At 37.4% G+C, this 25,370-nt stretch carries 25 protein-coding genes; 14 read left to right on the top strand and 11 right to left on the bottom strand.

Features of this window, described 5'->3' with window-relative positions; genetic code table 11:
- The first annotated feature begins 160 nt into the window (after positions 1-160).
- Positions 161-520: a DUF4180 domain-containing protein gene (locus H9N25_RS22640; protein ID WP_190327311.1), complete on the top strand. Its 360-nt coding sequence runs from the start codon at positions 161-163 to the stop codon at positions 518-520.
- Between the two features lie 3 nt (positions 521-523).
- Here H9N25_RS22640 and H9N25_RS22635 read toward each other — a convergent pair whose 3' ends face one another.
- On the bottom strand, positions 524-970 hold the full coding sequence (locus H9N25_RS22635) for a VOC family protein (RefSeq protein ID WP_167296316.1): 447 nt from the start codon (positions 968-970) through the stop codon (positions 524-526).
- 142 nt (positions 971-1,112) lie between these two features.
- Here H9N25_RS22635 and H9N25_RS22630 point away from each other — a divergent pair, with 142 nt between their 5' ends.
- Positions 1,113-1,790, top strand: coding sequence for a TIGR02117 family protein (locus H9N25_RS22630; protein WP_190327310.1), 678 nt, complete (start codon positions 1,113-1,115; stop codon positions 1,788-1,790).
- 104 nt (positions 1,791-1,894) lie between these two features.
- Here the strand turns inward: H9N25_RS22630 and H9N25_RS22625 are convergent, their stop codons facing one another.
- A complete protein-coding gene (locus H9N25_RS22625; RefSeq protein WP_190327309.1) occupies positions 1,895-2,707 on the bottom strand; it encodes an alpha/beta hydrolase in 813 nt (270 codons plus the stop codon).
- A 182-nt stretch (positions 2,708-2,889) separates the two neighbouring features.
- Between H9N25_RS22625 and H9N25_RS22620 the strand changes: the two genes are divergently transcribed.
- The 11 genes from H9N25_RS22620 (at position 2,890) to H9N25_RS22570 (ending at position 15,156) form a co-directional block, all read left to right on the top strand.
- The gene (locus H9N25_RS22620) at positions 2,890-3,597 is read left to right on the top strand and encodes an esterase family protein (protein ID WP_167296313.1); all 708 of its coding nucleotides are present in this window, start codon (positions 2,890-2,892) and stop codon (positions 3,595-3,597) included.
- Between the two features lie 187 nt (positions 3,598-3,784).
- On the top strand, positions 3,785-4,864 hold the full coding sequence (locus H9N25_RS22615; protein WP_190327308.1) for an ATP-grasp domain-containing protein: 1,080 nt from the start codon (positions 3,785-3,787) through the stop codon (positions 4,862-4,864).
- A 28-nt stretch (positions 4,865-4,892) separates the two neighbouring features.
- Positions 4,893-5,993: a carboxylate-amine ligase gene (locus tag H9N25_RS22610; protein WP_167296311.1), complete on the top strand. Its 1,101-nt coding sequence runs from the start codon at positions 4,893-4,895 to the stop codon at positions 5,991-5,993.
- A 7-nt stretch (positions 5,994-6,000) separates the two neighbouring features.
- Positions 6,001-6,828 carry a type 1 glutamine amidotransferase gene (locus H9N25_RS22605; RefSeq protein WP_190327307.1) on the top strand — a complete coding sequence of 276 codons (828 nt, stop codon included), beginning with the start codon at positions 6,001-6,003 and terminating at the stop codon, positions 6,826-6,828.
- A 99-nt stretch (positions 6,829-6,927) separates the two neighbouring features.
- Entirely contained in the window at positions 6,928-8,115 is a 1,188-nt protein-coding gene (locus tag H9N25_RS22600; protein WP_190327306.1) for a hypothetical protein, read from the top strand.
- 201 nt (positions 8,116-8,316) lie between these two features.
- Positions 8,317-8,475, top strand: coding sequence for a FeoB-associated Cys-rich membrane protein (locus H9N25_RS22595; RefSeq protein WP_082458743.1), 159 nt, complete (start codon positions 8,317-8,319; stop codon positions 8,473-8,475).
- A 12-nt stretch (positions 8,476-8,487) separates the two neighbouring features.
- On the top strand, positions 8,488-9,075 hold the full coding sequence (locus tag H9N25_RS22590; RefSeq protein WP_190327305.1) for a Crp/Fnr family transcriptional regulator: 588 nt from the start codon (positions 8,488-8,490) through the stop codon (positions 9,073-9,075).
- A gap of 179 nt (positions 9,076-9,254) precedes the next feature.
- Positions 9,255-9,785, top strand: a complete 531-nt coding sequence (locus H9N25_RS22585) for a YceI family protein (RefSeq protein ID WP_190327304.1) — start codon at positions 9,255-9,257, stop codon at positions 9,783-9,785.
- Positions 9,786-9,855: 70 nt separating this feature from the next.
- The gene (locus H9N25_RS22580) at positions 9,856-10,725 is read left to right on the top strand and encodes a pirin family protein (protein WP_190327303.1); all 870 of its coding nucleotides are present in this window, start codon (positions 9,856-9,858) and stop codon (positions 10,723-10,725) included.
- 428 nt (positions 10,726-11,153) lie between these two features.
- On the top strand, positions 11,154-14,558 hold the full coding sequence (locus H9N25_RS22575) for a glycosyltransferase (RefSeq protein ID WP_190327302.1): 3,405 nt from the start codon (positions 11,154-11,156) through the stop codon (positions 14,556-14,558).
- Between the two features lie 139 nt (positions 14,559-14,697).
- Positions 14,698-15,156, top strand: a complete 459-nt coding sequence (locus tag H9N25_RS22570; RefSeq protein ID WP_190327301.1) for a DUF1440 domain-containing protein — start codon at positions 14,698-14,700, stop codon at positions 15,154-15,156.
- A gap of 6 nt (positions 15,157-15,162) precedes the next feature.
- On the opposite strand, the gene ispF is transcribed toward H9N25_RS22570, so the two are convergent.
- Both ispF and porV read right to left on the bottom strand, forming a co-directional pair.
- Positions 15,163-15,642 (bottom strand): 2-C-methyl-D-erythritol 2,4-cyclodiphosphate synthase, encoded by a 480-nt coding sequence (gene ispF, locus H9N25_RS22565; RefSeq protein ID WP_190327300.1) that lies wholly within the window; start codon positions 15,640-15,642, stop codon positions 15,163-15,165.
- Positions 15,643-15,663: 21 nt separating this feature from the next.
- A complete protein-coding gene (porV, locus tag H9N25_RS22560) occupies positions 15,664-16,851 on the bottom strand; it encodes a type IX secretion system outer membrane channel protein PorV (protein ID WP_190327299.1) in 1,188 nt (395 codons plus the stop codon).
- Between the two features lie 684 nt (positions 16,852-17,535).
- Between porV and H9N25_RS22555 the strand changes: the two genes are divergently transcribed.
- A complete protein-coding gene (locus tag H9N25_RS22555) occupies positions 17,536-19,215 on the top strand; it encodes an SUMF1/EgtB/PvdO family nonheme iron enzyme (RefSeq protein WP_190327298.1) in 1,680 nt (559 codons plus the stop codon).
- Positions 19,216-19,391: 176 nt separating this feature from the next.
- On the opposite strand, the gene H9N25_RS22550 is transcribed toward H9N25_RS22555, so the two are convergent.
- From H9N25_RS22550 to H9N25_RS22520, 7 genes are all read right to left on the bottom strand, one after another.
- Positions 19,392-19,892 (bottom strand): acetyl-CoA carboxylase biotin carboxyl carrier protein subunit, encoded by a 501-nt coding sequence (locus tag H9N25_RS22550; RefSeq protein ID WP_190327297.1) that lies wholly within the window; start codon positions 19,890-19,892, stop codon positions 19,392-19,394.
- Positions 19,893-19,895: 3 nt separating this feature from the next.
- Positions 19,896-20,513 (bottom strand): DUF4159 domain-containing protein, encoded by a 618-nt coding sequence (locus tag H9N25_RS22545; RefSeq protein ID WP_167296640.1) that lies wholly within the window; start codon positions 20,511-20,513, stop codon positions 19,896-19,898.
- An 86-nt stretch (positions 20,514-20,599) separates the two neighbouring features.
- Positions 20,600-21,304, bottom strand: coding sequence for a 16S rRNA (uracil(1498)-N(3))-methyltransferase (locus tag H9N25_RS22540; protein WP_190327296.1), 705 nt, complete (start codon positions 21,302-21,304; stop codon positions 20,600-20,602).
- Positions 21,305-21,312: 8 nt separating this feature from the next.
- Positions 21,313-22,668 (bottom strand): hemolysin family protein, encoded by a 1,356-nt coding sequence (locus tag H9N25_RS22535; RefSeq protein ID WP_456238508.1) that lies wholly within the window; start codon positions 22,666-22,668, stop codon positions 21,313-21,315.
- 68 nt (positions 22,669-22,736) lie between these two features.
- Positions 22,737-23,288, bottom strand: coding sequence for an inorganic diphosphatase (locus tag H9N25_RS22530; RefSeq protein WP_025146339.1), 552 nt, complete (start codon positions 23,286-23,288; stop codon positions 22,737-22,739).
- 2 nt (positions 23,289-23,290) lie between these two features.
- On the bottom strand, positions 23,291-23,950 hold the full coding sequence (locus H9N25_RS22525; protein ID WP_190327295.1) for a DedA family protein: 660 nt from the start codon (positions 23,948-23,950) through the stop codon (positions 23,291-23,293).
- A gap of 47 nt (positions 23,951-23,997) precedes the next feature.
- A complete protein-coding gene (locus tag H9N25_RS22520) occupies positions 23,998-25,368 on the bottom strand; it encodes an NADH-quinone oxidoreductase subunit N (RefSeq protein WP_190327294.1) in 1,371 nt (456 codons plus the stop codon).
- Between the last annotated feature and the right edge of the window lie 2 nt (positions 25,369-25,370).

The following is a 25,370-nucleotide window of genomic DNA, read 5'->3' as shown; positions in this document are numbered from 1 at the left end:
TTTAATACGATGATAATGTTGCAATTATCTCATTTTTAAACAGAAAGGCAGTATGCTTCTTTTTTCAATCAATTACGGGTTTGAACAAATGTTTAAAAGAAAACATAATCTTTAAATTAGCCACGACAAAATACAACACCTGCCATTTACATACCTAAAGATGAAAATTGAAACGCACACCATAAACAACATCAATATTGCAGAAATTATTTCTGAAGAAATTATTATTAATGATGCAGCCGATGGATTAGACTTATTGGGGAACCTATATTACCAGGGTTTTGATAAAATCATTATACAAGAACATAATCTTACTTCCGCCTTCTTCGACCTGAAAAACGGAATAGCCGGTGAAATCCTTCAAAAGTTTTCAAATTATCGGGTAAGCCTGGCCATTATTGGCGATTTTAGTCCATATCAAAGTAAAAGCATTAAAGATTTTATTTACGAAAGCAATAAAGGCAAACACATCAATTTTTTAGGTTCGACAGCTGAAGCGCTAACAAAACTAGCTGAATGAAATTTACATGTTTAACCATTCCTGATAAGAAATTACACCCAGTTCTGGTTTAGCTTCTCCTTCCAAAATGGCAATAAACTCCAGTGCATGCCCATCAGGATCGTTAAAGTAAATAGCCAAAGCGGGCATCCAGGCAAAAACCATGGGTTCGCGATTTCCACTTTTAAGAAAATTATAAGGCTGAAGATTTTTAGATTCAAGAAATTGAACTGATTTGTTCAGCACATCATCCACCTCACAACGGAAAGCAAAATGCCTGATATCGATTTCGTCTTTAGGTTTTTCCCAAATCCCCAACATGGCTTCCTGGGGTTTTCCGATCCAAAAAAAGGCAATTTTACGTTCTTCTTCGTAATGGCACTGTGTTAAGCCCAATGTATTACTGTAAAAATCGATCGATCTTGCTAAATCTTCGACATAAATATGTGTTTCAAATAATCCTTTTATCATGCTGTTAAGGTAGGAATAACTTGCAACCGCAAAAAATCATGTTTTTCGATACCGCTATCAATAAAATCGATAGTCGAAATTATTTTGCAAATTGGGTTACCCAAAATGGCATTGGTATATTAATTGAAACAACCAGAAAAGAATGAACAAAAGGGTTTTAAAATATACGGGCAGATTTTTAATTGTTTTTATCGCATTGCTTGGGATTTACTTCCTAGCTGCTTTTTGTTGCTCACGCATTACCATAAATGCCAATCCTATAAACCCAAAAGAGGTTACCATCTACATCATGACGAATGGTGTGCATACTGATATTGTGGTTCCGGCGGTCAACGCCGAAATAAACTGGACAAAAGAAATCAGTTATCAAAATACGCTGGAAGCCGATAGCACTTATCAATATTTGGCCATGGGCTGGGGCGATAAGAAATTCTACCTCGAAACGCCAGAATTTTCAGACCTTAAACTTAGCAATGGGTTAAGGGCCATTTCGGGTTTAAGCACATCTGCCATGCACACCACCTATTACAAAAATATACTGGAAGATGCGAACTGCAAGAAAATTATCATCAGCAAAGCGCAATATCTGCAACTGATCGATTATATTTTAAATAGTTTCAAAAAAGATAAAGCCGGACATCTGATCAATGTTAAATCGAACATCCATTATGACATTGGTGATGCCTTTTACGAAGCAAAAGGAAGTTACAGCATTTTTAAAACCTGTAATACCTGGGCAAATGCCGCGCTAAAAGCTTGCGGGCAGCGGAGCTGTTTATGGACGATATTTGATACTGGTATTTTTTTGAAATATGAGTAGCCACACTAACGGTCGTCATTCCCAACTCGATTGGGAATCTTAAAGCGCTTGTATTACGATTCCCGCATTCGCGGGAATGACGGCGATACTAATCGATTCTATCACTAAACCTCAAATGCCCAATCTAAAAAAGCTGGCATTACACTTTCCCAGGTCGGAACATCGTGTTTGCCACCAACTTTTTCGTAATAAAAAACATTTTCTGGCCGTTTGTAACCTTTATTTAGAAGTATTTTAACAATATCGATCGTATCGTCTATCGAATCGATGATCATATTTTTGTTCCTGTCGGCCTTTTCGTCTTCCGTTCCGGTCATTAACCAGAATTTCATATCTGGCTTAGTAGAAGTATTTTCCAGTTGTTGATGCATAATACGGTCGGCATCGGTATACCCCTCGGCCAGGTCTTTTTTTCTCCACCAAAATGCTCCTGAAAAAACACCAATAACATCAAAAGCAGCAGGATTATTCCAAGCAATATCGAATGCAGATAAACCACCCAGAGAAAAACCAGCAAAACCTACTTTACCAGTTATCGGCATCGCAATTTTCTTTTTAACAAAAGGCAAAAGTTCTTTAATCACGAAATCAGTATATAAACTGGCTTTCGCACCACGTCCTTTAAAATCGGGCACCCCCGCAACACCATACTCCATTAAACGATCTGCTGATGCTTTAATGGCTACCACAACCAACCTATGGTTTCTTTTGCCGTGGTGGGCTTCTTCCAAAATCCGGCTAAAATCCATTCTGGCCACATCCTGCCCATCATTTAATAAAAGAAGCTCTATTTTCTCATTTCCTAAAATACCTTCGGGTGCGTAAATATCTATTTCTACCTCATGCTTTAAATAAGCCGAGGGTATTTTAAAGTTACTGGTATTAACTTTTACGGATAAAATTGTGGTGTACATCATATTCAAAATCCCCTATCACATGGCTATCGCCTCAGAATTAGGGTGCAAAGGTACAAATCTCCGTAAACTATTAATTATCATAGGTTAATTTTTACAATACGCATTTAATTTGCTTCATTTTACTGCTTAAACAATTCTTTTTGTAGATTTTAATTTATACCTTAAATCATTCAATTTTTATTATGGTTAAAGAAGAACATAAGAAATGGTACAGCCCGAATTTAAGTGGCGAAATCGACATGCTCATCTTTGGTCACGGTGGCATCCCTATCCTACTGTTCCCAACAAGCATGGGTCGATATTTTGAAAACAAGGATTTCAAGTTGATCGATTCTGTTGAGGGTTTTATCAATGAAGGAAAAATTAAGATCTATTGCCCTGATGGTGTTGATAAATTAAGCTGGTACAACAAAAGTATCCATCCTGCCGACAGGGTTAAAAACCACATCTGGTACGACAAGTATTTATTGGAAGAGGTAGCCCCTCTGGCCAGGCACGAAACCGGGCACAGCAAAATTATTACTGCTGGCTGTAGTTTTGGTGGTTATCATGCAGCAAATTTCGCTTTCAGACACCCCTGGTTGGTAAGCCACATGTTTAGTATGAGCGGGGCTTTCGATATTTCTGGCCAGCTAGACGGTTTTTACAATGACGATGTTTATTTCAACAACCCGGTTGATTATCTGCTGAATAACAGTAACCCCGAGCTACATTATATGAAAATTGTTTTGGGCACAACAGACCGTGATATGTGCAGGCCCGATAATGAGCGTTTATCCAATATTTTAAATAAAAAGGGTATCAATCACTGGCTTGATATCAGACAAAATGCAGATCACGATTGGCCCATCTGGAGAGAAATGTTTCCGGATTATATTGCACAGCTTTAGTTTAGTCCTAAGTCGGCGGTCTTAAGTCCCGAGTCGATTTAGGATATAATTTTATCAAACAATTAACCGATTAACCAGTTAAACAATTAAACTCAATACTTACCAATGAAACCATCATGAGCAAACAAGTGTAACCAACTACAAAGGCTCATGATCGCTTTATCACGATTGAAAGACAATTAAAACTATGAAAAAAATAGGGATTTTATTTGGACAGGAACGCTCTTTTCCTGAAGCCGTAATCGAAAGAATTAATCAAAAAGCAGAAAAAGGCATTACTGCCGAAGCTGTTAAAATCGATAAGATATTTCAAAATTCGCCGCTGGGTTATTCGGTAATTATCGACCGGATTTCGCAAGATGTACCATTCTATCGCGCCTCATTAAAAAATGCTGCCATTACAGGAACTGCCGTAATCAACAATCCATTTTGGTGGAGCGCCGACGAAAAGTTTTTTAACAATGCCCTGGCCGAACAAATTGGTGTTCCCGTACCCAAAACGGCCTTAATCCCTTCAAGAGAACATCCAACCGGAACAACATCCGAATCTTTTTCTAACCTGGAAATGCCATTAAATTGGGATGCGATTTTCGAGTATGTAGGTTTTCCGGCGTATATGAAACCTTATGATGGTGGGGGCTGGAGAGATGTTTATAAACTTCATGATAAAGAAGATTTTTTTGATAAACACAGCGGCACCCAACAACTGGTAATGCTTTTGCAGGAAGAAATTATTTTCGAAGAATATTTTAGGTGTTATTGTATAGGTGGCAAATATGTGCGTATTATGCAGTATGATCCACGTAATCCGCATCACTTACGCTATGCAACGGAAGGTAAATCGCCAGATCCGAAATTGCTTAAAACAGTAGAAGAATACACCCTAAAGTTATGCAGATATTTGGGCTACGATTTCAATACTGTTGAATTTGCCGTGCGTAATGGTGTACCTATTGCAATCGATTTCTGTAACCCTGCCCCTGATGCCGACATTAAGAGTGTTGGTCAGGAAAATTTTGATTGGGTAGTAGAAACTACGGCAAATTACGCCATAGAAAGAGCTAAAGCACAAAAAGACGGACAAGATAATTTAACCTGGGGCGAATATATTAAATTGTCAGTTGGAGGCAAACCGTTAATAGCTAAAACTGCACCAAAAGTGGCTAAAACAACTACTCCAAAGAAAGTTACGGCGACAGAAAAGGTTAAGACTGCAACAACAGAAAAAACAGCTGCAAAACCTAAAAAACCGGCAGCAAAAAAATAACTGGGATTTAATTTTAATCAATAGAAGAATGAACGAATTTACGCTGGGCATAGAAGAAGAATATATGGTAATTGATCCCGTTACCAGAGAGCTCACTTCGCACGAGCAAAAAATTGTAGAAGCCGCCCAAAAAATTCACAAAGACCAGGTTAAAGCAGAAATGCACCAGGCTGTGGTAGAAGTTGGAACCGGTATTTGTAAAACCACCACCGAAGCACGCGAAGAGATTTCTCAACTGCGTTATACGGTTTCGCAGCTAGCCGGAGAGCAGGGCTTAAGAATTGGGGCCGCTGGCACTCACCCTTTCTCGCATTGGGAAAAGCAGTTAATTACAGAACATCCCCGTTATAATGAGATTGTGAACGAACTACAGGAAGCTGCACGTTCTAACCTCATTTTTGGTCTGCATGTACATGTTGGTTTCCAATCGCGCGAACTGGCTATTCACATCGCCAATCAGGTGAGGTATTTTTTACCGCATGTTTTTGCTTTATCAACCAACTCGCCATTCTGGGAATCGCGGAACACGGGTTACAAATCTTTTCGCACTAAAATTTTCGACAAATTTCCACGTACTGGTATCCCTGATATTTTTAATAGCATTGAGGATTACGATAATTATGTAAAACTGCTCATCAAAACCAATTGCATGGACAATGCAAAAAAGATTTGGTGGGATATCCGTGTGCATCCGTTTTTCGACACTGTTGAGTTCCGCATTTGCGATTGCCCGATGTTGATTGATGAAACAATGGCTTTTACGGCATTATTTCAGGCATTATGTGCCAAACTATACAAACTGCGTTTGCAGAACATGGAGTTTATCAGCTATTCGAGAGCATTAATCAATGAGAATAAATGGCGGGCTGCCCGTTATGGAATTGATGGGAACCTAATCGATTTCGGGAAAGAAATGGAAGTGAACTGCCGCAACCTTATTTTAGAACTGTTAGATTTTGTAGATGATGTGGTGGATGATTTAGGCTGCCGTGATGACATTAATTATGTGCATAAAATATTGGAGCATGGTACAGGCGCAGATAGGCAGTTGGCGGTTTACCAACAAACTGGTAACTTTGAGGCGGTGGTAGATTACATTACTACTCAAACACTTATAGGCGCAAAGTAATTTTATAATGGATAAAAGGAGCTTAAAGGTGGCCGTTGTTGACATGAATAACGGTGCACCTAATCAGGGTATGCGGGGAATTCAGGAAATTTTATCCCGTTTTAGAAACGAAAACAATATCGATCTAAGCTTTGATATTTTCGATTTAAGGCAAAAAGGAGAAATACCACACATTGGTTACGATGCTTATATTTCTAGTGGTGGCCCAGGCAGCCCTATTGAAAGTAAGGGCGAACAATGGGAAAATGACTTCTTTAATCTCTTAGATCAGATAGAAGCTTTTAACCATAAAAATGACGAAAGAAAAAAGTATGCTTTTTTGATCTGCCACTCCTTCCAATTGGCTTGTAGAAAATATGAGTTGGGTAATGTAACCGAAAGACGGTCGAACGCTTTTGGTATTTTCCCTATAAACTTAACAGAAGAAGGAGAAAAAGACGAAATTTTTAATGGCATTACCAATCCTTTCTTTTCGGTAGACAGCAGAGATTGGCAAGTGATCGAGCCAGATTTTGCTGCTTTCGAGAAAAAAGGCGCAAAATTATTAGCCATTGAAAAAGAGCGTAAACATGTGGATTTAGAACGTTGCATGATGTCGATCCGCTTTTCTGAAGAAATCATCGGTACGCAGTTTCATCCAGAAGCTGATCCGGTGGGCATGAAAATGTACTTACTTCAAGAAGAAAAGAAAAAAGCAATCATCGGTCTGCATGGCGAACAAAAATACCTGGATATGTTAAACAGTTTAGACGATCCGGCAAGAATTGTACTTACACAAAGTGTTATCTTACCTAATTTCTTGCAAAAAGCAATTGGGGATTTGCAAGCGGTATAAACAAATAGCCGTCATTGCTAGGCACGAAGCAATCTTAATGCTTTAGCGATGGTTCTAGGATTGCTTCGTGCCTAGCAATGACGAAAACTATAAAAACATATGATACCTGCTCAACGCCAAAAATACAATCAACAGTTTACTAGAGAAAAGTACCAGGCTTTTTTAACCCAGCTTGGTTTAGGTTATCCTGAAATTCCTTTTCGCGTTGCTGAAACCCCGATATTTATTCCGAAGCGGTTAAAACAAAAGTTAATTGAAGCAGGGGAAGAAATTATCAAGCTAATTAAGCAACCCAACTTTAAGGCACTTACCCAAAAGTCGATTCCAACAGATTGGAACGTCCCTAATGAGAACAAGCAACCACACTTTTTAACTTTCGATTTCGGCATTTGTAAAAATCAAGCAGGAGAACTTACCCCCATGTTGATCGAAATGCAAGGATTCCCTTCCTTATATGGATTTCAGCATCATTTAGCAAAAACTTTTAAGGCAGGTTTTGAAATTGATAGCTCTGTGAATCATTTCTTAAACGGCTTTAACGAGGAAGGGTACATCAAGCTGCTTAAAGAAGTTATTATTGGCGCTCACAAGCCAGAAGAAGTGGCCTTGATGGATGTAGATGCACCTCATCAAAAAACAGCTATTGATTTTTTTGTTACCCAAAAAATGTTGGGTATTAAAATCTTGGCATTGGAAGATATTAAAAAAGTAGGCAAACAGCTCTTTTACGAAGAAGATGGTAAAAAAATCCAGTTAAAAAGAATTTATAACCGCTTGATATTTGACGAAGTGGCCAATAATACCGAGATTTTTAAAAATAGTTTCGATCCACGTGAAGAACTCGATGTGGAATGGGTAACACATCCAAACTGGTTTTATCGAATCAGCAAATATACCATGCCCTTCTTGAAAAGTGAGTTTGTACCCGAAACACGTTTTTTAAATGAATTAACTGCAATTCCTAAAGATTTAGAGAACTACGTACTTAAGCCATTATTCTCTTTTGCTGGGATGGGCGTAATTATCGATGTTAGTGAAACGGACATTACTAATATAAAAGATCCGGAAAACTGGATTTTACAAAGAAAGGTAAATTACGAGCCAGCTGTACAGGCACCTGATGGTGGCGTAAAGGCAGAAGTAAGGATGATGTATTTATGGCCTGATGGTGGCGAACCCCAACTGTGCATTAATCTGGCCCGCTTAAGCCGTGGTAAAATGATCGGCGTACGTTACAATGCCGATTTTGATTGGGTTGGTGGTACTGTAGGTTTTATGGAGGAGTAAATTCTTTCCACAACCACAAAGAATGCAAAAGAAAGACGCAAAGCACATTAATAACATTAGGTCTTAATTTTCACCAAATAAACCCTAGCAAAGACATCCGTAAGCTTAGCAACCTTAGCGAAAAGCTTTGCGGTTAAACATTGATCCAATAATTTACATTCACTTGAACGGCTTCAGCCTAAAACCCTTTATATTTGCATTATGGATATTCAAACGATTTTAGTCTTTTTACTTTTTGCGGTAGCATTGGTATATGTTGGCCGTTTGGTTTTTAAATCTTTACAGGTAAAAAAAGACGGTTGTGGCGGCAATTGCAAATGTGGTGTAGATTTTTCCGATATTAAGCCCGTAAAAAAATAACATTGTACCTTTATGATTCATCAGTTCCAGAAATACTTACAGGAAAAAATAGAGATAACTGATGAGCAGTTCGAAAGCATATCATCTGCTTTAAAGGTAAAAAAATTCGAAAAAAACGAAATACTTCAATATACTGGCGATAATTTCAAACACGGATATTTTGTAGGAAAAGGTTTATTACGGGCGTACTCAATTGATGCGAAAGGCAAAGAGCACATCCTTCAGTTTGCCCCCGAAAACTGGCTGGTTTCTGACCGTAACAACATGAACAATGAGCCATCAATATTTTTTATCGATGCCATCGAAGCAACCGAAGCCATATTAATGCCTAACAATTTCATGGAGGAAGCTGCCAGGCAAGTGCCATGCTTACAGCCCATGCAAATCAAACTGCTTAATAATTCGATCCGCTTTATGCAGAAAAGAATTAACATGTTATTAAGTGCTACGGCCGAAGAAAGATACCTCGATTTTATAAAACTATACCCCAACCTTACCCTCCGCGTACCACAATGGATGATTGCCTCTTATCTGGGCATTACACCCGAATCGTTAAGCCGGGTAAGAAAGGAACTGGCCAATAAACATTTTAGGCCATAGACTCAATGAGTGAATGGCTTTTTCAAATCTAACCTTTCAACGTACAACTTTTCACCAATACGTCATTCTATCCTTCTCTCATTCAATTATTTCCCTTTCTTACCATACATCAATCTGTAGTAAAAACCTGCGCTGTACTTTTGTGTTGTAAATATTAAACATCTCAAAAAACAAAAGATATGGCAACTACAAAATGGACATTAGATCCAACCCACAGCGAATTACAATTTAAAGTAAAACACTTAATGATTACTACTGTAACTGGTAGTTTAAAATCTTTCACTGCAGAATTAACATCAGAAGGTGATGAATTTGAAAATGCAGAAATTTCTTTCAAAGGTGATATCGGTTCAATTGATACCGGAAATACCGACCGTGATAACCATTTAAAAAGTGGCGATTTTTTCGATGCTGAAAAATTTGCACACATTGAATTTAAATCTAATTCGGTAGAAAAAGATGGAGGCGATTATATCGTTAAAGGCAACTTAACCATTAAAGGTGAAACTAAACCAGTAAAATTAATCGCAGAATTTGGTGGTATTGCTACCGATCCTTGGGGAAATACCAAAGCAGGCTTTACCTTAAGCGGAAAAATTAACCGCTCTGAATTCGGTTTAACCTGGAATGCTGCATTAGAAACTGGTGGTGTAATGGTAAGCGAAGAAGTTCGCATTTTAGGCGAATTACAGTTTGTAAAAAATGTATAAGTGATAGGCGTTTGGCGATAAGCGTAGATTATCCGCCAAACGCCAAGCGCATAACAGAAAGGTTCCAATCATGGAAACAAAACAAATAGAAAAAGTACTAAAAGCCCCTGCCCCGCATATGGTTGGCGATGGCTTTAGGGTACACAATTTTTTTCCAAGTGGTTATGAAATCAACATGAGTCCGTTTTTCCTAATGGATTATGGCTCAAAGATTGAATTTTCTGCCAGGAAAGAACCAAGAGGCGTTGGAGTTCACCCGCACAGGGGTTTCGAAACAGTAACTATTGCTTATCATGGTGCTGTTGCGCATCACGATAGTTCTGGAAACAGCGGGGTGATTTATCCAGGTGATGTACAGTGGATGACTGCTGCGAGTGGAATATTGCACAAAGAATATCATGAAGCGCAATACAGTTTAGCAGGAGGACCTTTTCAAATGGTTCAGCTTTGGATTAATTTACCTGCTAAAGATAAAATGGCTAGGCCAAAGTATCAAGCAGTTAAACAGGCCGACATGACTCACTTTGATCTTCCAGAAAACGGAGGAAAAATCGAGATCATTGCTGGTAATTATAATGGTTTAAAAGGCAATGCAAGTACCTTTACACCAATCGAACTGTATAATGCACGGTTAAATAAAGGTGGTAAAGCGACATTTAACTTCCCTGAAAATTTTAACACCGGATTTATGGTGATTGAAGGTTCGATTAAAATAAATGGATCTGAAACTGCGGTAGCTGATAATTTCGTTCACTTCAAAAATAAAGGTGAGGAAATTAAAATAGAAGCCCTAGAAAACAGTGTTATTTTGATTTTAAGTGGAGAACCCATAGAAGAACCGATTGTTCAGTATGGTCCGTTTTTAATGAATACTGAAGCCGAAATACATCAAGCCATCGAAGATTACAATCAGGGCAGATTTGGTTATTTAGAAGAGTAAACTGACCATAGTGCTGTTGACTTGTTTCAGCACCTTTTATATAAGACCTCATTTTATATGGATTAAAAAGCCGGCATTTCTTGTAAAATTGTCGGCTTTTTTGCCTTTATATTGCAACACATTCTAATATCATTAAGTTATGATCAGTATTGTCAGTCTAAGCCCGTTGAAGAGCCTTAGTCGAAAAAACATATAATCTGTCAATGCTCTTCTGTTTTCCTATTATCGCATTTTAATTTACGTTAGAAAACCTTAATTTCTTAATGATGCAAAAGGTCTAAAAATTCATTTTTCAGTTGATAAATAGATCAATAAAAATATTATCTTCGAGAAGAACTAACGATCTAATCTCGCAACGCTTAATTTTAAATCATTCATCCAATCTTCATATTCGTTAGTGACATTTGATCATAAATCAGAACAGAAAAATGTCCGGAAAACAAATATTTCAAACTGAGACTAAAAGACGCTGGCATGCATTTACCTGGGTAAGTCGTACATTTTTTTTAGTCTTTATTATCGCAATTATCTGCGTGGTGTATACCTTATCTTCAGTGCAGGCACCCAATTTACCGTTTATTAACACCAATACGCCTTTAACACAAAAACAGTTAGAGAAGCTAAAGAAATCGCAACAGTACAAAGATTTCACTATCGAAAAATCGAAACTTCAAAAAATCAAAAAAGATCGTGAACATCGCATTTTAACCCATCACGGCAATAATAAAAGGATCAACATGGCTTTTTATGTAAGTTGGGCCGCAAGCAAAGAAAGATCATTATCTGACTTAAAACGCAACATAGGCCATTTGGATATGGTGGCTACAGAATCATTCTTTTTAAATGGCGATTCTATTGTTGATAAAGCCGATACTGCCGCTTTGAAGGTAATCCATAATGCTAAAAAATCGGCTATTGCAGTAGTTTCTAATTACAATAAAGACCATTGGGATGGCGCAGCGGTAAGGCGGTTGTTGAACGATCTACCTGCACAGCAAAAATTGATCTACGACCTCATCGCAATTACCAAAAAATATGGTTATCGTGGCATCAATATAGATTTCGAGGAGCTTAATCTCGAAAATGGTGACAGCTTTAACGCTTTTATGAAAAATCTTTACAGCCAATTTCACGCAGAAAAGCTGATTGTTTCTCAAGATATTTCACCCGAAAACGACGATTATAAACCAGAAATCCTCCAAAAATATAACGATTACCTCGTACTAATGGCTTATGATCAGCATACCGAGCAAAGTAATGCGGGTGATATTTCACACCAGGAATGGGTAGAAGAAAAGCTTGATGACATTTGCAGTAAAGTTGATGCCAGCAAAGTAATCCTTGCCCTGGCCTGCTATGGTTACGATTGGCCAAACAATAGTATTGGCAAACCGGTAACCTATGAAGAAGCAATGACTGCTGCAGTTAATTACAAAAGCAAAATAAACTACAATCCTGCTTCGGCCAATTTAAATTATACCTATAACGATGGAAGTGGAATTAAACATGAAGTTTACTTTACAGATGCCGCAACCTATTTTAATTTAATCCGCAAAGCTGATGATTGGGATATTGCTGGTGTTGCGTTATGGCGTTTAGGCTCTGAAGATAAACGTTTATGGTCTTTTATTTCCAATGATCTTAGTTTAGATACCTTAAAGAAAAAACCATTCGATTTACGCAAAATTGCTTCGTTAAATATGGGTGGCATCTCCTACTTAGGTAATGGTGAAATTCTGGATCTGATTTCTACCCCCACACCAGGTAGTGTAAGATTTACTTTAAATAAAGACAATTTCTCTATTGCCGATCAAAAATATACCCGACTACCAGAGCAATATGTAATTAAAAGATTTGGGGAGGCCGATAAAAAAATTGCCTTAACCTTTGATGATGGCCCCGACCCCGTTTATACACCCCAGGTGTTAAATATTTTGAAACAGGAAAAAGTACCAGGCTGTTTCTTTGTGGTTGGGATTATGGCCGAAAAAAATATGGAACTGTTAAGACAGGAATATAATGATGGTTATGAAATTGGAAACCATACTTTCTTCCATCCTGATATGTCGACCATTGGACCAAGGCGGGTAAAGTTCGAACTAAATGCTACACGTAGGTTAATTGAAGCCGTTACTGGCCACAGTACAATTTTGTTCCGTGCACCATTTAACGCTGATGCAGAGCCACAGAATATTTCCGAGATTTTACCAGTTGCACAAAGCCGCAAAGAGAATTACATCAATATCGGCGAATATATCGATCCTGAAGATTGGGAACCGGGTAAAACTGCAGATCAGATTTTTAACGAGGTGGTAAAACAACAAGACAATGGCAATATCCTTTTGCTTCATGATGCCGGAGGAAACCGTGAAGCTACTGTTGCAGCCTTGCCACGGATTATTAAATTCTTTAAAGCAAAGGGCTATACGTTTACAACGGTTGGCGATTTAATGGGTAAAAAAAGATCGGAACTTATGCCTGCTGTAAAATCTACCGCAAATAGTGGTTTTTCAGGCTCTGGCGATTACTTTTTTATCAATTTCTTTTATTATGGCAACATGATTTTAAATATTATATTTTCTGTTGCTATTGTACTTGCTATCTTAAGGACCATATTTATTGCTTATTTGGCCATCAGACAACGAAAAAGAGCGAAACGCAATATTGGTAAATTAATACAACATCCTTCAGAAAAGGTAAGCATTATCATTCCGGCATACAATGAAGAAATTACTGCAGTTCAAACCATCAATAGCCTTTTAAAAACCACCTATCCTGATTTTGAATTAATTTTTGTGGATGATGGTTCAAAAGATAAAACCTTTGAAATCATTAACGAACACTTTGGCAACCACCCTCAGGTAAAGGTTTTCAGTAAGGTAAACGGAGGCAAAGCTTCGGCCTTAAATTACGGCATATCAAAAGCTAGTTCAGATTTTGTGGTATGTATAGATGCTGATACGCAATTGAAAAACGATGCAGTTACCGAGTTAATGCGGTATTTCTATAGTGAGAAAATAGCTGCTGTAGCCGGAACGGTAAAAGTTGGAAATGCCAACAACATTATTACCAAATGGCAGTCTATAGAATATATCACTGCTCAAAATATGGATAGGCGGGCCTTCGACTTATTAAATACAATTACCGTTGTACCAGGGGCAATAGGTGCCTTTAGAAAAAAGGTAATTTTAGAAATCGGCGGATTTACCATTGATACTCTTGCCGAAGATTGCGATTTAACCATGCGTATTTTAAGGGCAGGTTACAAGGTTAAAAACTGTGACAGTGCAATTGCTTATACTGAAGCACCAGAAACGGTGAGCATGTTGCTTAAACAACGTTTCCGTTGGAGCTTTGGCGTAATGCAAAGCTTCTGGAAAAACAGAAAAACACTACTGAACAAGAAATACGGCTATTTTGGAATGGTAGGTATGCCAAATATTTTGATCTACCAGATCATATTACCATTATTTTCACCACTTGCCGATCTTTTTATGCTCATTTCCTTAATTAGTGGCCTCTTTTCACTAAGCGCCATTAATAATTTAACCCTAACCGGATTTTCAGGGATTTTAAGTTTGCATAATGGTTTTGGTCAGGTACTTTTCTATTACATTATTTTTATAGTGGTAGATATGATTTTTGCTGCAATCGCTTTCCGCATGGAAAAAGAGAAGTATAGAAATTTACTTTACATCTTCCCACAACGTTTTTTCTGGAGACAATTAATGTATGTTGTCTTATTCCGTTCGTTCAGGAAAGCTATAAAGGGCGAACTGGAAACCTGGGGTACAATAAAAAGAACAGGAAATGTTAAGGAACAGGTAGCGTAATACTTCCAGTCCTTAAAAAAGAAGCCAAGTTTTAATAGCCAATGTGTTATAAAACTTGGCTTTTTTGGCTATCCACCTCACCCTAAAAAAACATAAACATTTAATAACAAGCTATTTAAAAAAAACATTATTATTGTTAATGGAAAAATCTAACCAAACCTCATTTTCCTTTAAACAGGTTTTATTAATTGCGTTTGTTGCTGGAACATTAGATGGAACGGCGGCAGTAATATTTTTAGGAAAGATGAATTTTATGAGGGTATTTCAATACATCTCCAGCGCTATTATGGGACCAGAAGCTTTTGCCGGGGGTATTAAAACCGCGCTTATCGGATTAGCTTTGCACTACTTTATTGCCTTTAGCTTTACATTGGTTTTCACAATAGCATCAACAAAAATGCCTGTTCTCCGAAAAAATATCATCCTATCGGGAATAATTTATGGCATTGTAGTGTGGACCATCATGACTCTATTAATTGTTCCGCTAACCAAAATACCAGCTGCACCATTTCACTACGAAAGGGCAATTTTAAATATTGTTATTTTAATTTTCTGTATTGGCTTGCCGATTTCTTATTTAACAGCGAAAAAATTCTAATGTTAGTTAAGGTTTTTCTATCAGGCAGACGGCATAAGAAACAACGCCCTCTTCTCTACCAATAAAGCCCATTTGTTCATTGGTTGTTGCTTTTATCGAAATATCATCAGTAGAAATTCCAATTGCATCAGCAATATTTTGCTGCATAACAGGAATATGAGGGTTAATTTTTGGCGCTTCTAAACAGAGCATCGCATCGATATTGCCAATTTGCCATCCTTTTTCGGCCAGCAATTTAACTGTTTCCTTCAATAAGATAATGCTACTGATACCTTTCCACCTATCATCTGTATTCTTAAAATGAAAACCAATATCGCGAAGGTTCGCTGCACCTAAAAGTGCATCGCAGATGGCGTGAAGAAGAACGTCGGCATCCGAATGGCCAAAAGCACCTTTATGATGATCTAATGTAACGCCACCAACAACAAAAGGATGTTGATCTTTTAATTGATGCACATCAAATCCGAAACCTACTCTAATTTTCATGTTTATTTGCTTTAATCTTTTTTATCTTTTGCTTTTATTCTCGCCAAAGTTAAACAATAGACCAAAACGTAAGGTATTTGCAAGTGGACTAGTCTGTGCATTTGCAATTAAATAAGAAAAATCGATGTTAAAAACGTTGTATTTTAACCCAAGTCCTAAGGTAAAATAGCGACTATCGCCTTTCATTGGACTTTGGTAGTTGTAACCAGCTCTAACAGCAAACTGTTGGTTGTACCAATATTCTAATCCGGTAGAAATTCCAACTTCTTTCAGTTCTTCACTAAAACCACCAGGAGCATCACTAAACGAACCAAAAATTCCTGCAGGAACCGATCGGTTTGGATCTTTTCCACTTACGATTTTGTTGTTCGAATCGTATATAGGTTGTGTTGGCACCAAAAGTTTATTAAAATCGAGGGCGAAAGTTAAAGTACTAAAATCATCCATCGTGATTGTAGACGCTCCTCCTAGTTTAAAATTGGTGGGTAAAAAGAAATTCTCTCCTCCATCAGAATAGCTCATTTTAGTTCCTATGTTGGAAATATTAGCACCAGCAGAAAGAATAGCCTGTTTACCAAATAATGTAGTCGCTTTTTTGTACAATCCTGAAACATCAACCGCTACAGCATTTCCACCGTGTACTTGCCCGGAAGATGAAAACTGACCTGAAGCTAAATTAGAATAAATATATCTTAATGAAGTTCCTAATGAAAATTCATTACCAAAATTACGTGCAAAAGAAACATCAAACGCCAATTCATTCGGATTGGCGATCCCAAGATCCTGTTGGTTAATGTCTGTAAGCTGAATTGAACCCAAAGAAAAATACCTCAACGATGCTCCAATGGTATTACGATCATCTAATTTATAAAATCCACTCAGATAAGCAAGATTAATATCTGGCACCAAACTCTTTAACCATGGGCTGTAAGAAATAGAAAAACCATAAGGTTTGTCTAAAAAGGCAAGTTTCGCCGCATTTATACTTGAAGAGTTTACATCACCAGGAACAGCCACGCCAGCATCGCCCATTGCTCCGGCACGGGCATCAGGTGTAATGAGCAGAAACGGAACTGCCGTGATAATATTATTCGACTCGCTACCGTTTGTTTGGGTATTGCCTATGGTTACTTGGGCATTTGTTTTACCAAACACCAAGGCCATTGAGAGTGCAGAAAAAGCAAGTTTACTAATGTACTTGAAATTCATCCTTTAAGGTACGTAATTTTAGATTTGGGTATTTAGCAATAACTGGAGAATATATTCTGTAACGTAAAACCAAACCGTATATTTTACCAAATTACGAATTCTATGATTATTTACTAATTAAACCTACGATTTTTACATATCGGTGTGACTGCAAAAAATGCAAACACAAGGTTAATAACAACTTAGCACTATAAATCGAATTCATTTTTCTCTTTATTTTCTCTTTATATCATTACGATTATTTTAATTTACCCGATTTGAACGCTATAATTTTAAAACTCTAATATGGTTAATTTATTTGCAATCACTGTAAACCCTTAATCGTTAGGCTTATTTTGCTGTGGATTAAATTATGGGCTTACGGCGATTCTGATAATATAAATTTCCACAAAATACGCGCTCGATTTATACAGATCCAGAATAAAAATATTTTTTGAAATCTCTAAGTTGTGCTAGTATTAACCAACACCAAACTGCCACAAACCCATGTTTTATCTTCCTTATTTATAATTATTTAGCATTAAAATCATTTAAAAAACAGACAGACACAATACGCTTTAAAATAATACGTTATCACTCAAAAATATAATCGATATTTTATTATCACATTATTTATATATTCATTTAAAATTGTTTAATTTTATCGATTGAATCCCTATAGGGGCAATATTCCCAACGTACTATATGAAAAAACTATTACTATATTCTTTTACTTGTTTATCATTAGCCACCTTGCTTTCGAGTTGTAGCTCAAAAAGTGCGAGTTCTAGTAAAACAGGTATTCCTTATGCAGATAGGAAAAGTAAAAACAACCAATCTGGTGCTTTTGCTGTAGCTACTCAATACAAGAGAGCTCCAGGGCCCGGCTTAATTCCAATTGAAGGTGGAGTTTTAGTTGTTGGTGGTAGTGCCATCGAGGTTGCAGGTGTTGAACCAAACATTTACAACTACAAAAGACAGGTTACCGTACCTTCTTTCTACATGGATGAAACAGAAGTATCGAATACCGATTGGTTAGAATACTTACATTGGATCAGATATAACTACCCTGAAGATCGTGAGTTTTATTATAATGAGCTTCCTGATACTTTAGTATGGCGCCGTGCATTATCTTATAACGAGCCTTATGTAGATAATTATTTAAGGCACCCAGCTTATCGTGATTATCCCGTTGTAGGTGTTTCATGGGAGCAGGCATCTCGTTACTGCGAATGGAGAACTTCAAGAGCTAATGAGTTTATTCTACGCGAAAAAGGAATTTTAACTGATTATAAAACTTTAGCTGGTAATGGAAAAGGCCATACTGCTACTACGGCTGCAGCTACTCCAAAACCAGACAAACCATTTAATACAGATGCCTATTTAAATGGGCAGTACGATGATAAAGGTAAAAATGCACCGATTGACTACAATACAAAAGCTGGTGCAGCTACCACAAGCGCAGGAGGAACTGCTGCAACTACAGGAGGCAAAAATGGTCAGCCAAGAAGAACTGCAACATTAGAGGATGGTGTAATTATGCAACCTTATCGTTTACCAACAGAAGCAGAGTGGGAATATGCTGCGCTAGGCTTAATTGGCAATACAGAATATGAGAATATCAACCAGAATAAAATTTACCCTTGGAATGGTTTAGGTGTTAGTTCGGCCAAAAAGAAAACCAGGGGTATGATTCAGGCCAACTTTAAAAGAGCGCCTGGAGATTATATGGGTGTTGGCGGTTCATTAAATGATAAAGGAGATTTAACGGTTCCGGTTATTCAATATGCACCAAACGATTTCGGCTTATACAATATGGCAGGAAACGTGAATGAGTGGGTTAATGATGTGTACAGAACCGGTACATTCACTGATGCAGATGCATTTAATCCTTATCGCGGTAACTACTTCACCAATAAAAAACTAGAAGATTCTCAAAGCGGGAAAATTGCATTAGATAAATATGGCAATCCGATTAAAGAAAATGCATATGCCGGAAGAAAACAAACCTGGGCAGAAAAACAAGCGCAGGCGAAACGTTCTGATTCGATTTCAAAATCGACTGATCCGCAATCTCCGGTAGCATCAACCAGCTATCAGGCCGATCAAAGGGGTTATCGCGACAGGCAAAACACTTTGCTTAACGAAGAAGGTGTAACGCTGGTAAACGATAAATCCAGAGTTTATAAAGGTGGCTCCTGGAATGATATGGCTTACTGGTTAAACCCGGCAACACGCCGTTTTATGCAACAAGATGAATCATCAGCAGAAGTCGGTTTCCGTTGTGCTATGACGATGCTTGGCGCTCCAGAAATTAGTACTGTAGGTAAAAGAAATTTCAAAAACCCTCCTCAAAAACCTTATAGGGTAAGCAGAGGTAAATAAAAAGGAAAGTCCCGACATTAAATCGGGACTTTTTTATGCTTTATAGTTTTTATTATTTTTGTATGGTGGCTTCCTTAGTTAACACCTTATCATTAAGAAGTTAAGGGTATTAGAAAAATCTCTACCGAAACCAACCTTAATGCGCTTAATACCTTAACGGTAAAAAGGCGAAAGAGTTATTTAAATTGAATTAAAATCTGATTCTTCTCTACTTTATCACCTTGTTTGATCAAAACTTTCTTCACTACCCCATCTGCAGATGATTTTAAAATATTTTCCATTTTCATCGCTTCCAACACCAATAAGTTATCGCCTTTCTTTACCTCAGCATTTTCTTCAACCAAAACCTTTAATACTAAGCCAGGCATCGGTGCTTTAATCTCAGAAACTTTATTGGCGGCTAAATTATCGAGCCCCAATTGTTTTAACAAAACATCGAACTGATCTTCGATGTTAATCTGATAAATATTCCCATTTACTTTTACTTTACAGGTTTTTTCAGTCTTATTTATCTCAACAAGTTCTGTGTTAAAAGACCTGTTTTGGTATAGAACATGCGTATTGTTAGGTCCAAGCGTACTTAGATCGAGCTGAACCTGTTCTCCATTTACTAAAAAAGCTGAATCCTTATTCTCAATTTCGAATAAAAACCGATCATTTACTTTTACTTTATACATGGCTTATTGAGTTAAGGCATACTGAACCAGATTAGCGCCCATTTTAAGCGCTTTTGTCCGTGTCTCTTGTGTATCTTCGGGGTATGTACCAAAGTCTTCCCAACCGTTGCCTAAATCGCATTCGTAGGTGTAATAACACACAACTCTTCCCTTGTAAATCAAGGCAAATCCCTGGGGTCTTTTATTATCATGCTCATGGATTTTAGGCAAACCTCCCGGGAACTTAAATTTCTGGTTATATAGCGCATGGTTAGCTGGCAATTCAACAAAACTAAGTTCTGGAAATACCTTTTTCATCTGCGGGCGGATAAATTTATCCAATCCATAATTATCGTCTATATGAAGAAAGCCACCGCCCGTAAGGTACTGCCTCAAATTCTTAATTTCCTGATCGTTAAAAACTACGTTTCCGTGGCCAGTCATATAAACAAATGGATAGTTAAAGATCTCCTTTGAACCTACTTCAACAATGCTTTCTTCAGCATAAAAATTAGTCTTGATATTGGCATTGCAGTATGCAATTAAATTGGGTAAAGCTGTTCTATCTGCATACCAATCGCCACCACCGTTATACTTTAATTTAGCCATACGGTAGGTTGGCGGAATAAAAGCGAAAAGCATCAAGCTTAAAGCTAAAAGACCAAAGCTTAAAACCAATGCCGGAAATTTGGAAAACTGAAAACTGAAAACTGAAAACTTCAAACTGATTATCGGTTAAGGTAATTGATTTCAAAACAAACAGATAAAGCAGCCGTTTCTGTGCGTAATCTGTTATCACCTAAAGTTAATGCTTTAAAGCCTTTATTCAAAGCTAAATTAACTTCATCAGGTGTGAAATCTCCTTCAGGACCGATAAGAACTAAATATTTTTGATGTGGAACTACAAGTTTGGATATGTATTGTTTTTCTCCGCTATCAATGCAATGTGCAATTAGTTTGTCACCATCAAACGGTTCTTTTAAAAAAGCATCAAAAGAAACAGCATCGTTTAATTTGGGATGATAAGCTTTAATCGATTGTTTTACGGCTGAAGTAATCACTTTATTGAGGCGATCTTCTTTAATTACCCTTCGCTCCGATCTATCGGTAATAATTGGTGTAACCTCATCAATGCCCAGCTCTGTAGCCTTCTCTAAAAACCACTCGATACGGTCGATATTTTTAGTTGGTGCAACAGCGATGTGTAAGTAATGATTTCTTTTATGAAACTCCGTTTCTACTTTTAAAATAGATAAAGAAACCTTTTTGGGATTATCGGTAGTAATTTCAGCAGTGTAAAAGCCCCCTTTTCCATCAACTAAGTTAACAATTGAGCCAATGGTAAGGCGAAGCACCCTAACACAGTGTTTGCTCTCTTCTTCGTTAAGTGTGTAGGTATTTTTGGTTATATCTGGTGTATAAAAAATATGCATAGTTGAAATTAATGATTATCAACCATATCTGCTTTATTGATCACCAATTCTAATTTGATTGTTTCGATATTCTGTTCTGTCTTTTTAAGGATAGTAAACAGGTAGCCGTATGATTCAGTACTTTCGCCTACTTCAGGAATACGTTCAAAAACGTGAGAAACTAGTCCACCAATGGTATCGAAGTCTTCATCCTCTGGTAAATCGTGAGGCAAATGCTCATTTACATCGTATACTGTAGCAAATGCATTTACAATAAATTCATTATCAGAAACCTTTTCTACCAACGGTTTTTCTTCATCGTATTCATCCTGGATTTCTCCAACAAGCTCTTCAACTATATCTTCTAAGGTAACCATACCCGCTGTACCGCCAAACTCATCTAATACAATAGCAATCTGTATGCGGTTACTTTGCAGCTCGCTCATCAGATCGTTAATTTTCTTAGTTTCTGTAACGAAATACGGTTTCCTGATGATGTCGTTTAATGTCCAGTGCTGGTTACCTGCTGCAACTAATGGTAGAATATCTTTTGCATGGATAATCCCTACAATTTTATCCATAATATCATCATAAACCGGCAAGCGGGAATATCCTTCTTTAATAATCGTATCAATCACTTCTTCTTTTGGAGAAGTTAACTCAATGCCCGAAATCTTGGTTCTGGGCACCATGATATTCTTAACCACGCGCTCATTAAAATCGAATACGTTTTTAATCAGTTCATGTTCGTTATTATCTAACGCACCACTTTCTTTACCCTGATCTAGTAAATATTGAAGTTCTTCGGTGCTATGCAGCGATTCGTGCCCGCTGGAGGTGTCGATTCCGAATGGCTTAAGGATAATGGCGGCAAGACTATTTAGCGTCCAAATGAATGGTTTAAATACCACATAAAACAATTGAAGTGGTACGGAAACGAAAAGCGTCGTAGCTACAGGCCTTTGGATAGCAAAAGATTTAGGTGCTAATTCGCCAAATACAATATGCATAATTGTAATGAGCGAAAAGGCAACGATTGTAGAGGCAGTATGGATAGAAGCATCGCTTAAACCCCACTGTAGACTATCGAAAAGATTTTTGAAAATGGTATGCATAACGCCCTCACCAACCCAACCTAGGCCAAGTGATGCAAGCGTTATGCCTAGCTGTGTGGCGGCCAAATACCCATCAAGATTATGAATAATCCCTTTGGCCATTTTGCCTACACGACTGCCTGTTTTTGCTTTAATTTCAATTTGTGATGCGCGAACTTTTACAATAGCAAACTCTGCTGCAACAAAAAATCCGTTAAGTAACACCAAAAATAATGCAAAGAATAATCGCCAACCTACAGAAGTGGTATCGGGTTCTTGTACAGCAACCAAAACTACGTTTGCGGGCAGGATTGCACTTAGCTCTAAATTTAAAAACAAACAGACCGTGGGTAAATCCATTAAGCTAATTCTCTAAATGTTGTGTTATAAAGTTCTATGCTTTCTTTAATTACTTTATGCGCATAACGAACACCAAGTAAATGTTCGATCGTTACATTTTTATCTTCTAATGCTTTATAATCCTGAAAGAAACGAACAATCTCTTTCATTTGGTGTGGAGGCAACTCATCTAAATCGTTGATGTAGTTTACCGACATATCGTGAGCAGCAACCGCGATAATTTTATCATCCTGTTCACCATTATCTACCATGTGCATTACACCAACCACTTTCGCTTCGATCAATGTCATTGGATAAACATCTACTGAGCAAAGCACCAGAATATCCAATGGATCTTTATCATCGCAATAAGTTTGCGGAATAAAGCCATAATTTGCCGGGTACATTACTGATGAAAAAAGAACCCTATCTAACTTAATTAAACCAGATTCTTTATCTATTTCGTATTTTGCTTTTGAACCTTTTGGAATTTCAATAATTGCGTTTACAATTTCTGGAACATTGTGCCCAGGAGATACGCTATGCCACGCGTGATGATCGTCTTTTGCCATTTTTAATTTAAATCTGTTTTATCCTCTTCAGGACCACTTACTACTTTACTTTTTACAAAGGTAATTAATAATGGTATAGTTGTAATAAGGATAAAGCCAATAATAATATATAATAAATAATCGTTAATTTCTTTTTCAAACCTTCTGCCCAAAAAATAACCAAGCAAAGTTAAGGAACAGATCCAAAGTACACCACCAACAACATTGTATAAGGCGAACTTTTTAAACTCTAATTTCACAACTCCTGCAAAAATCGGTGCAAAAGTTCTAACAATGGGTACAAACCTGCCCATAATTAGTGCAAAGGCACCTTGTTTATGATAATAATCTTCTGCGGCTTTCAAATACCGCTTCTTAAAAAAGAAACTATCTTTCCTGGTATACAGTACGGGGCCCGTTTTACGACCGAACCAATAACCGGTAAAATTACCTGAAATTGCAGCAACACATAAACCAGCCAAGAGTACCGCAATGTTCACATCAAGCTTGCCCGTTGCAACAAACATTCCCGCTAAAAACAATAAATAATCACCGGGAAGAAAAAAACCAAAAAACAGGCCTGTTTCTGCATAGATAACGAATACGACGAGATAGAAACCGCCCTCCCTCAATAATTTCTCGGGATCAAGTAGCTGATGCAGGTTATTCCAAAAATCGTGCATATTCAATTATTCGTAAAACTACAAATAATTATTAAACAACAGCATACCTATATCAGGTTTAAAATAATTGCAGGATAAATACCTAAAACTAACGTAATTGCAACAGAAACCAACAAAACGACTTTGTATTGCGCCGGCGTTGAAAGTTCTGTTTCTGCACCATCTTTAAACCACATGGCTACGATTACCCTAAAGTAATAATAGAAGCCAACCAGCGCATTTAAAATCGCGAATGCAACAAGTAAGGTTTTATATTCGGTCATTACATTCAGGAACATTAAATATTTCCCGATAAAGCCAGCGGTTAGCGGAATACCTGCTAATGAAAGCATGGCTACAGTTAAACATAATGCTACTAATGGATTCCGTTTAGCCAAACCATTGAAACTGTCGAAACTATCGCTACCTGTTTTTTGTTTCACCAATATTAATACCGCAAAAGCAATAATTGAGGCGAAGGTATAAGCTGCTGCATAAACCAATACGTTGTTTCCAGAATTTTTGGTCAGTACAATTAGCGAAAACAATAAGTAACCAGCATGTGAAATACTTGAGTATGCCAGCATGCGTTTGAAGTTCTTCTGGAAGAGTGCAGTTACGTTTCCGATAAATAAGGTTAGACAAACAATCACCATAAGTGGCGCAACCCAAAAATCGTGAAGTGGTGCAAATGCACCAGCAAATAATCGTAAGAATGCAGCAAAACCTGCAGTTTTAACCACCGTACTCATAAAAGTGGTGATTAAAGATGGAGCGCCTTCATATACATCTGGAGTCCAGAAGTGGAATGGGGCAGCACCAACCTTAAAGCTTAAACCAATCATCATTAGAATAACGCCCGGATAAAATATTGGAGAAACTGCCTGACTATTTACTAAATAAGCCTGGATTCTATCTAAATCGAATGATCCCGTAGCGCCATAAATTAAGGTGATACCAAATAACAGGAAGCCTGTGGAGAAAGCACCCATTAAGAAATACTTTAAGGAAGCTTCATTAGAGGCAAAATCCTTTTTACGGATACCCGCCAAAATGTATAAACTCACCGACATGATTTCTAAGCCTACAAATAACATGGCCATATTTTTATACGATACCATCATAATCATGCCCGCTAATGCGAAAAGAATTAAGGTATAATATTCAGCTATGTTATCGCTTTTAGCGTGGAAATAGTTCTGTGTTAATAAAAAGATAAAAAGTGTGCCCACAATACAAATACCTGAAAATGCCAGAGCGAAATTATCTGTCTCCATCATTCCAAAATGAACAGCATTGCCATTCCATGCACAAAAAGTAAATCCTAGTGCAGTAAGTAAGCCAACAACGGTAAGTGGTAGTAATGCTTTATTTGCCTTAAACAAACCTGCATAAAGCACTATAAAAGCTGTTATACTAATGGTTATAATAATATTCATTG

Origin of the sequence: Pedobacter riviphilus, assembly GCF_014692875.1 — a bacterium.
GTDB classification, from domain to species: domain Bacteria; phylum Bacteroidota; class Bacteroidia; order Sphingobacteriales; family Sphingobacteriaceae; genus Pedobacter; species Pedobacter riviphilus.
The sequence above is the reverse complement of the archived record's forward strand: the minus strand, read 5'-3'. Positions and strand labels throughout refer to the sequence as shown.

Coding starts and splice junctions, on each gene's coding strand:
- H9N25_RS22640 (WP_190327311.1), top strand. CDS start 161: ATGAAAATTGAAACGCACACCATAAACAACATCAATATTGCAGAAATT.
- H9N25_RS22635 (WP_167296316.1), bottom strand. CDS start 970: ATGATAAAAGGATTATTTGAAACACATATTTATGTCGAAGATTTAGCA.
- H9N25_RS22630 (WP_190327310.1), top strand. CDS start 1,113: ATGAACAAAAGGGTTTTAAAATATACGGGCAGATTTTTAATTGTTTTT.
- H9N25_RS22625 (WP_190327309.1), bottom strand. CDS start 2,707: ATGATGTACACCACAATTTTATCCGTAAAAGTTAATACCAGTAACTTT.
- H9N25_RS22620 (WP_167296313.1), top strand. CDS start 2,890: ATGGTTAAAGAAGAACATAAGAAATGGTACAGCCCGAATTTAAGTGGC.
- H9N25_RS22615 (WP_190327308.1), top strand. CDS start 3,785: ATGAAAAAAATAGGGATTTTATTTGGACAGGAACGCTCTTTTCCTGAA.
- H9N25_RS22610 (WP_167296311.1), top strand. CDS start 4,893: ATGAACGAATTTACGCTGGGCATAGAAGAAGAATATATGGTAATTGAT.
- H9N25_RS22605 (WP_190327307.1), top strand. CDS start 6,001: ATGGATAAAAGGAGCTTAAAGGTGGCCGTTGTTGACATGAATAACGGT.
- H9N25_RS22600 (WP_190327306.1), top strand. CDS start 6,928: ATGATACCTGCTCAACGCCAAAAATACAATCAACAGTTTACTAGAGAA.
- H9N25_RS22595 (WP_082458743.1), top strand. CDS start 8,317: ATGGATATTCAAACGATTTTAGTCTTTTTACTTTTTGCGGTAGCATTG.
- H9N25_RS22590 (WP_190327305.1), top strand. CDS start 8,488: ATGATTCATCAGTTCCAGAAATACTTACAGGAAAAAATAGAGATAACT.
- H9N25_RS22585 (WP_190327304.1), top strand. CDS start 9,255: ATGGCAACTACAAAATGGACATTAGATCCAACCCACAGCGAATTACAA.
- H9N25_RS22580 (WP_190327303.1), top strand. CDS start 9,856: ATGGAAACAAAACAAATAGAAAAAGTACTAAAAGCCCCTGCCCCGCAT.
- H9N25_RS22575 (WP_190327302.1), top strand. CDS start 11,154: ATGTCCGGAAAACAAATATTTCAAACTGAGACTAAAAGACGCTGGCAT.
- H9N25_RS22570 (WP_190327301.1), top strand. CDS start 14,698: ATGGAAAAATCTAACCAAACCTCATTTTCCTTTAAACAGGTTTTATTA.
- ispF (WP_190327300.1), bottom strand. CDS start 15,642: ATGAAAATTAGAGTAGGTTTCGGATTTGATGTGCATCAATTAAAAGAT.
- porV (WP_190327299.1), bottom strand. CDS start 16,851: ATGAATTTCAAGTACATTAGTAAACTTGCTTTTTCTGCACTCTCAATG.
- H9N25_RS22555 (WP_190327298.1), top strand. CDS start 17,536: ATGAAAAAACTATTACTATATTCTTTTACTTGTTTATCATTAGCCACC.
- H9N25_RS22550 (WP_190327297.1), bottom strand. CDS start 19,892: ATGTATAAAGTAAAAGTAAATGATCGGTTTTTATTCGAAATTGAGAAT.
- H9N25_RS22545 (WP_167296640.1), bottom strand. CDS start 20,513: ATGCTTTTCGCTTTTATTCCGCCAACCTACCGTATGGCTAAATTAAAG.
- H9N25_RS22540 (WP_190327296.1), bottom strand. CDS start 21,304: ATGCATATTTTTTATACACCAGATATAACCAAAAATACCTACACACTT.
- H9N25_RS22530 (WP_025146339.1), bottom strand. CDS start 23,288: ATGGCAAAAGACGATCATCACGCGTGGCATAGCGTATCTCCTGGGCAC.
- H9N25_RS22525 (WP_190327295.1), bottom strand. CDS start 23,950: ATGCACGATTTTTGGAATAACCTGCATCAGCTACTTGATCCCGAGAAA.
- H9N25_RS22520 (WP_190327294.1), bottom strand. CDS start 25,368: ATGAATATTATTATAACCATTAGTATAACAGCTTTTATAGTGCTTTAT.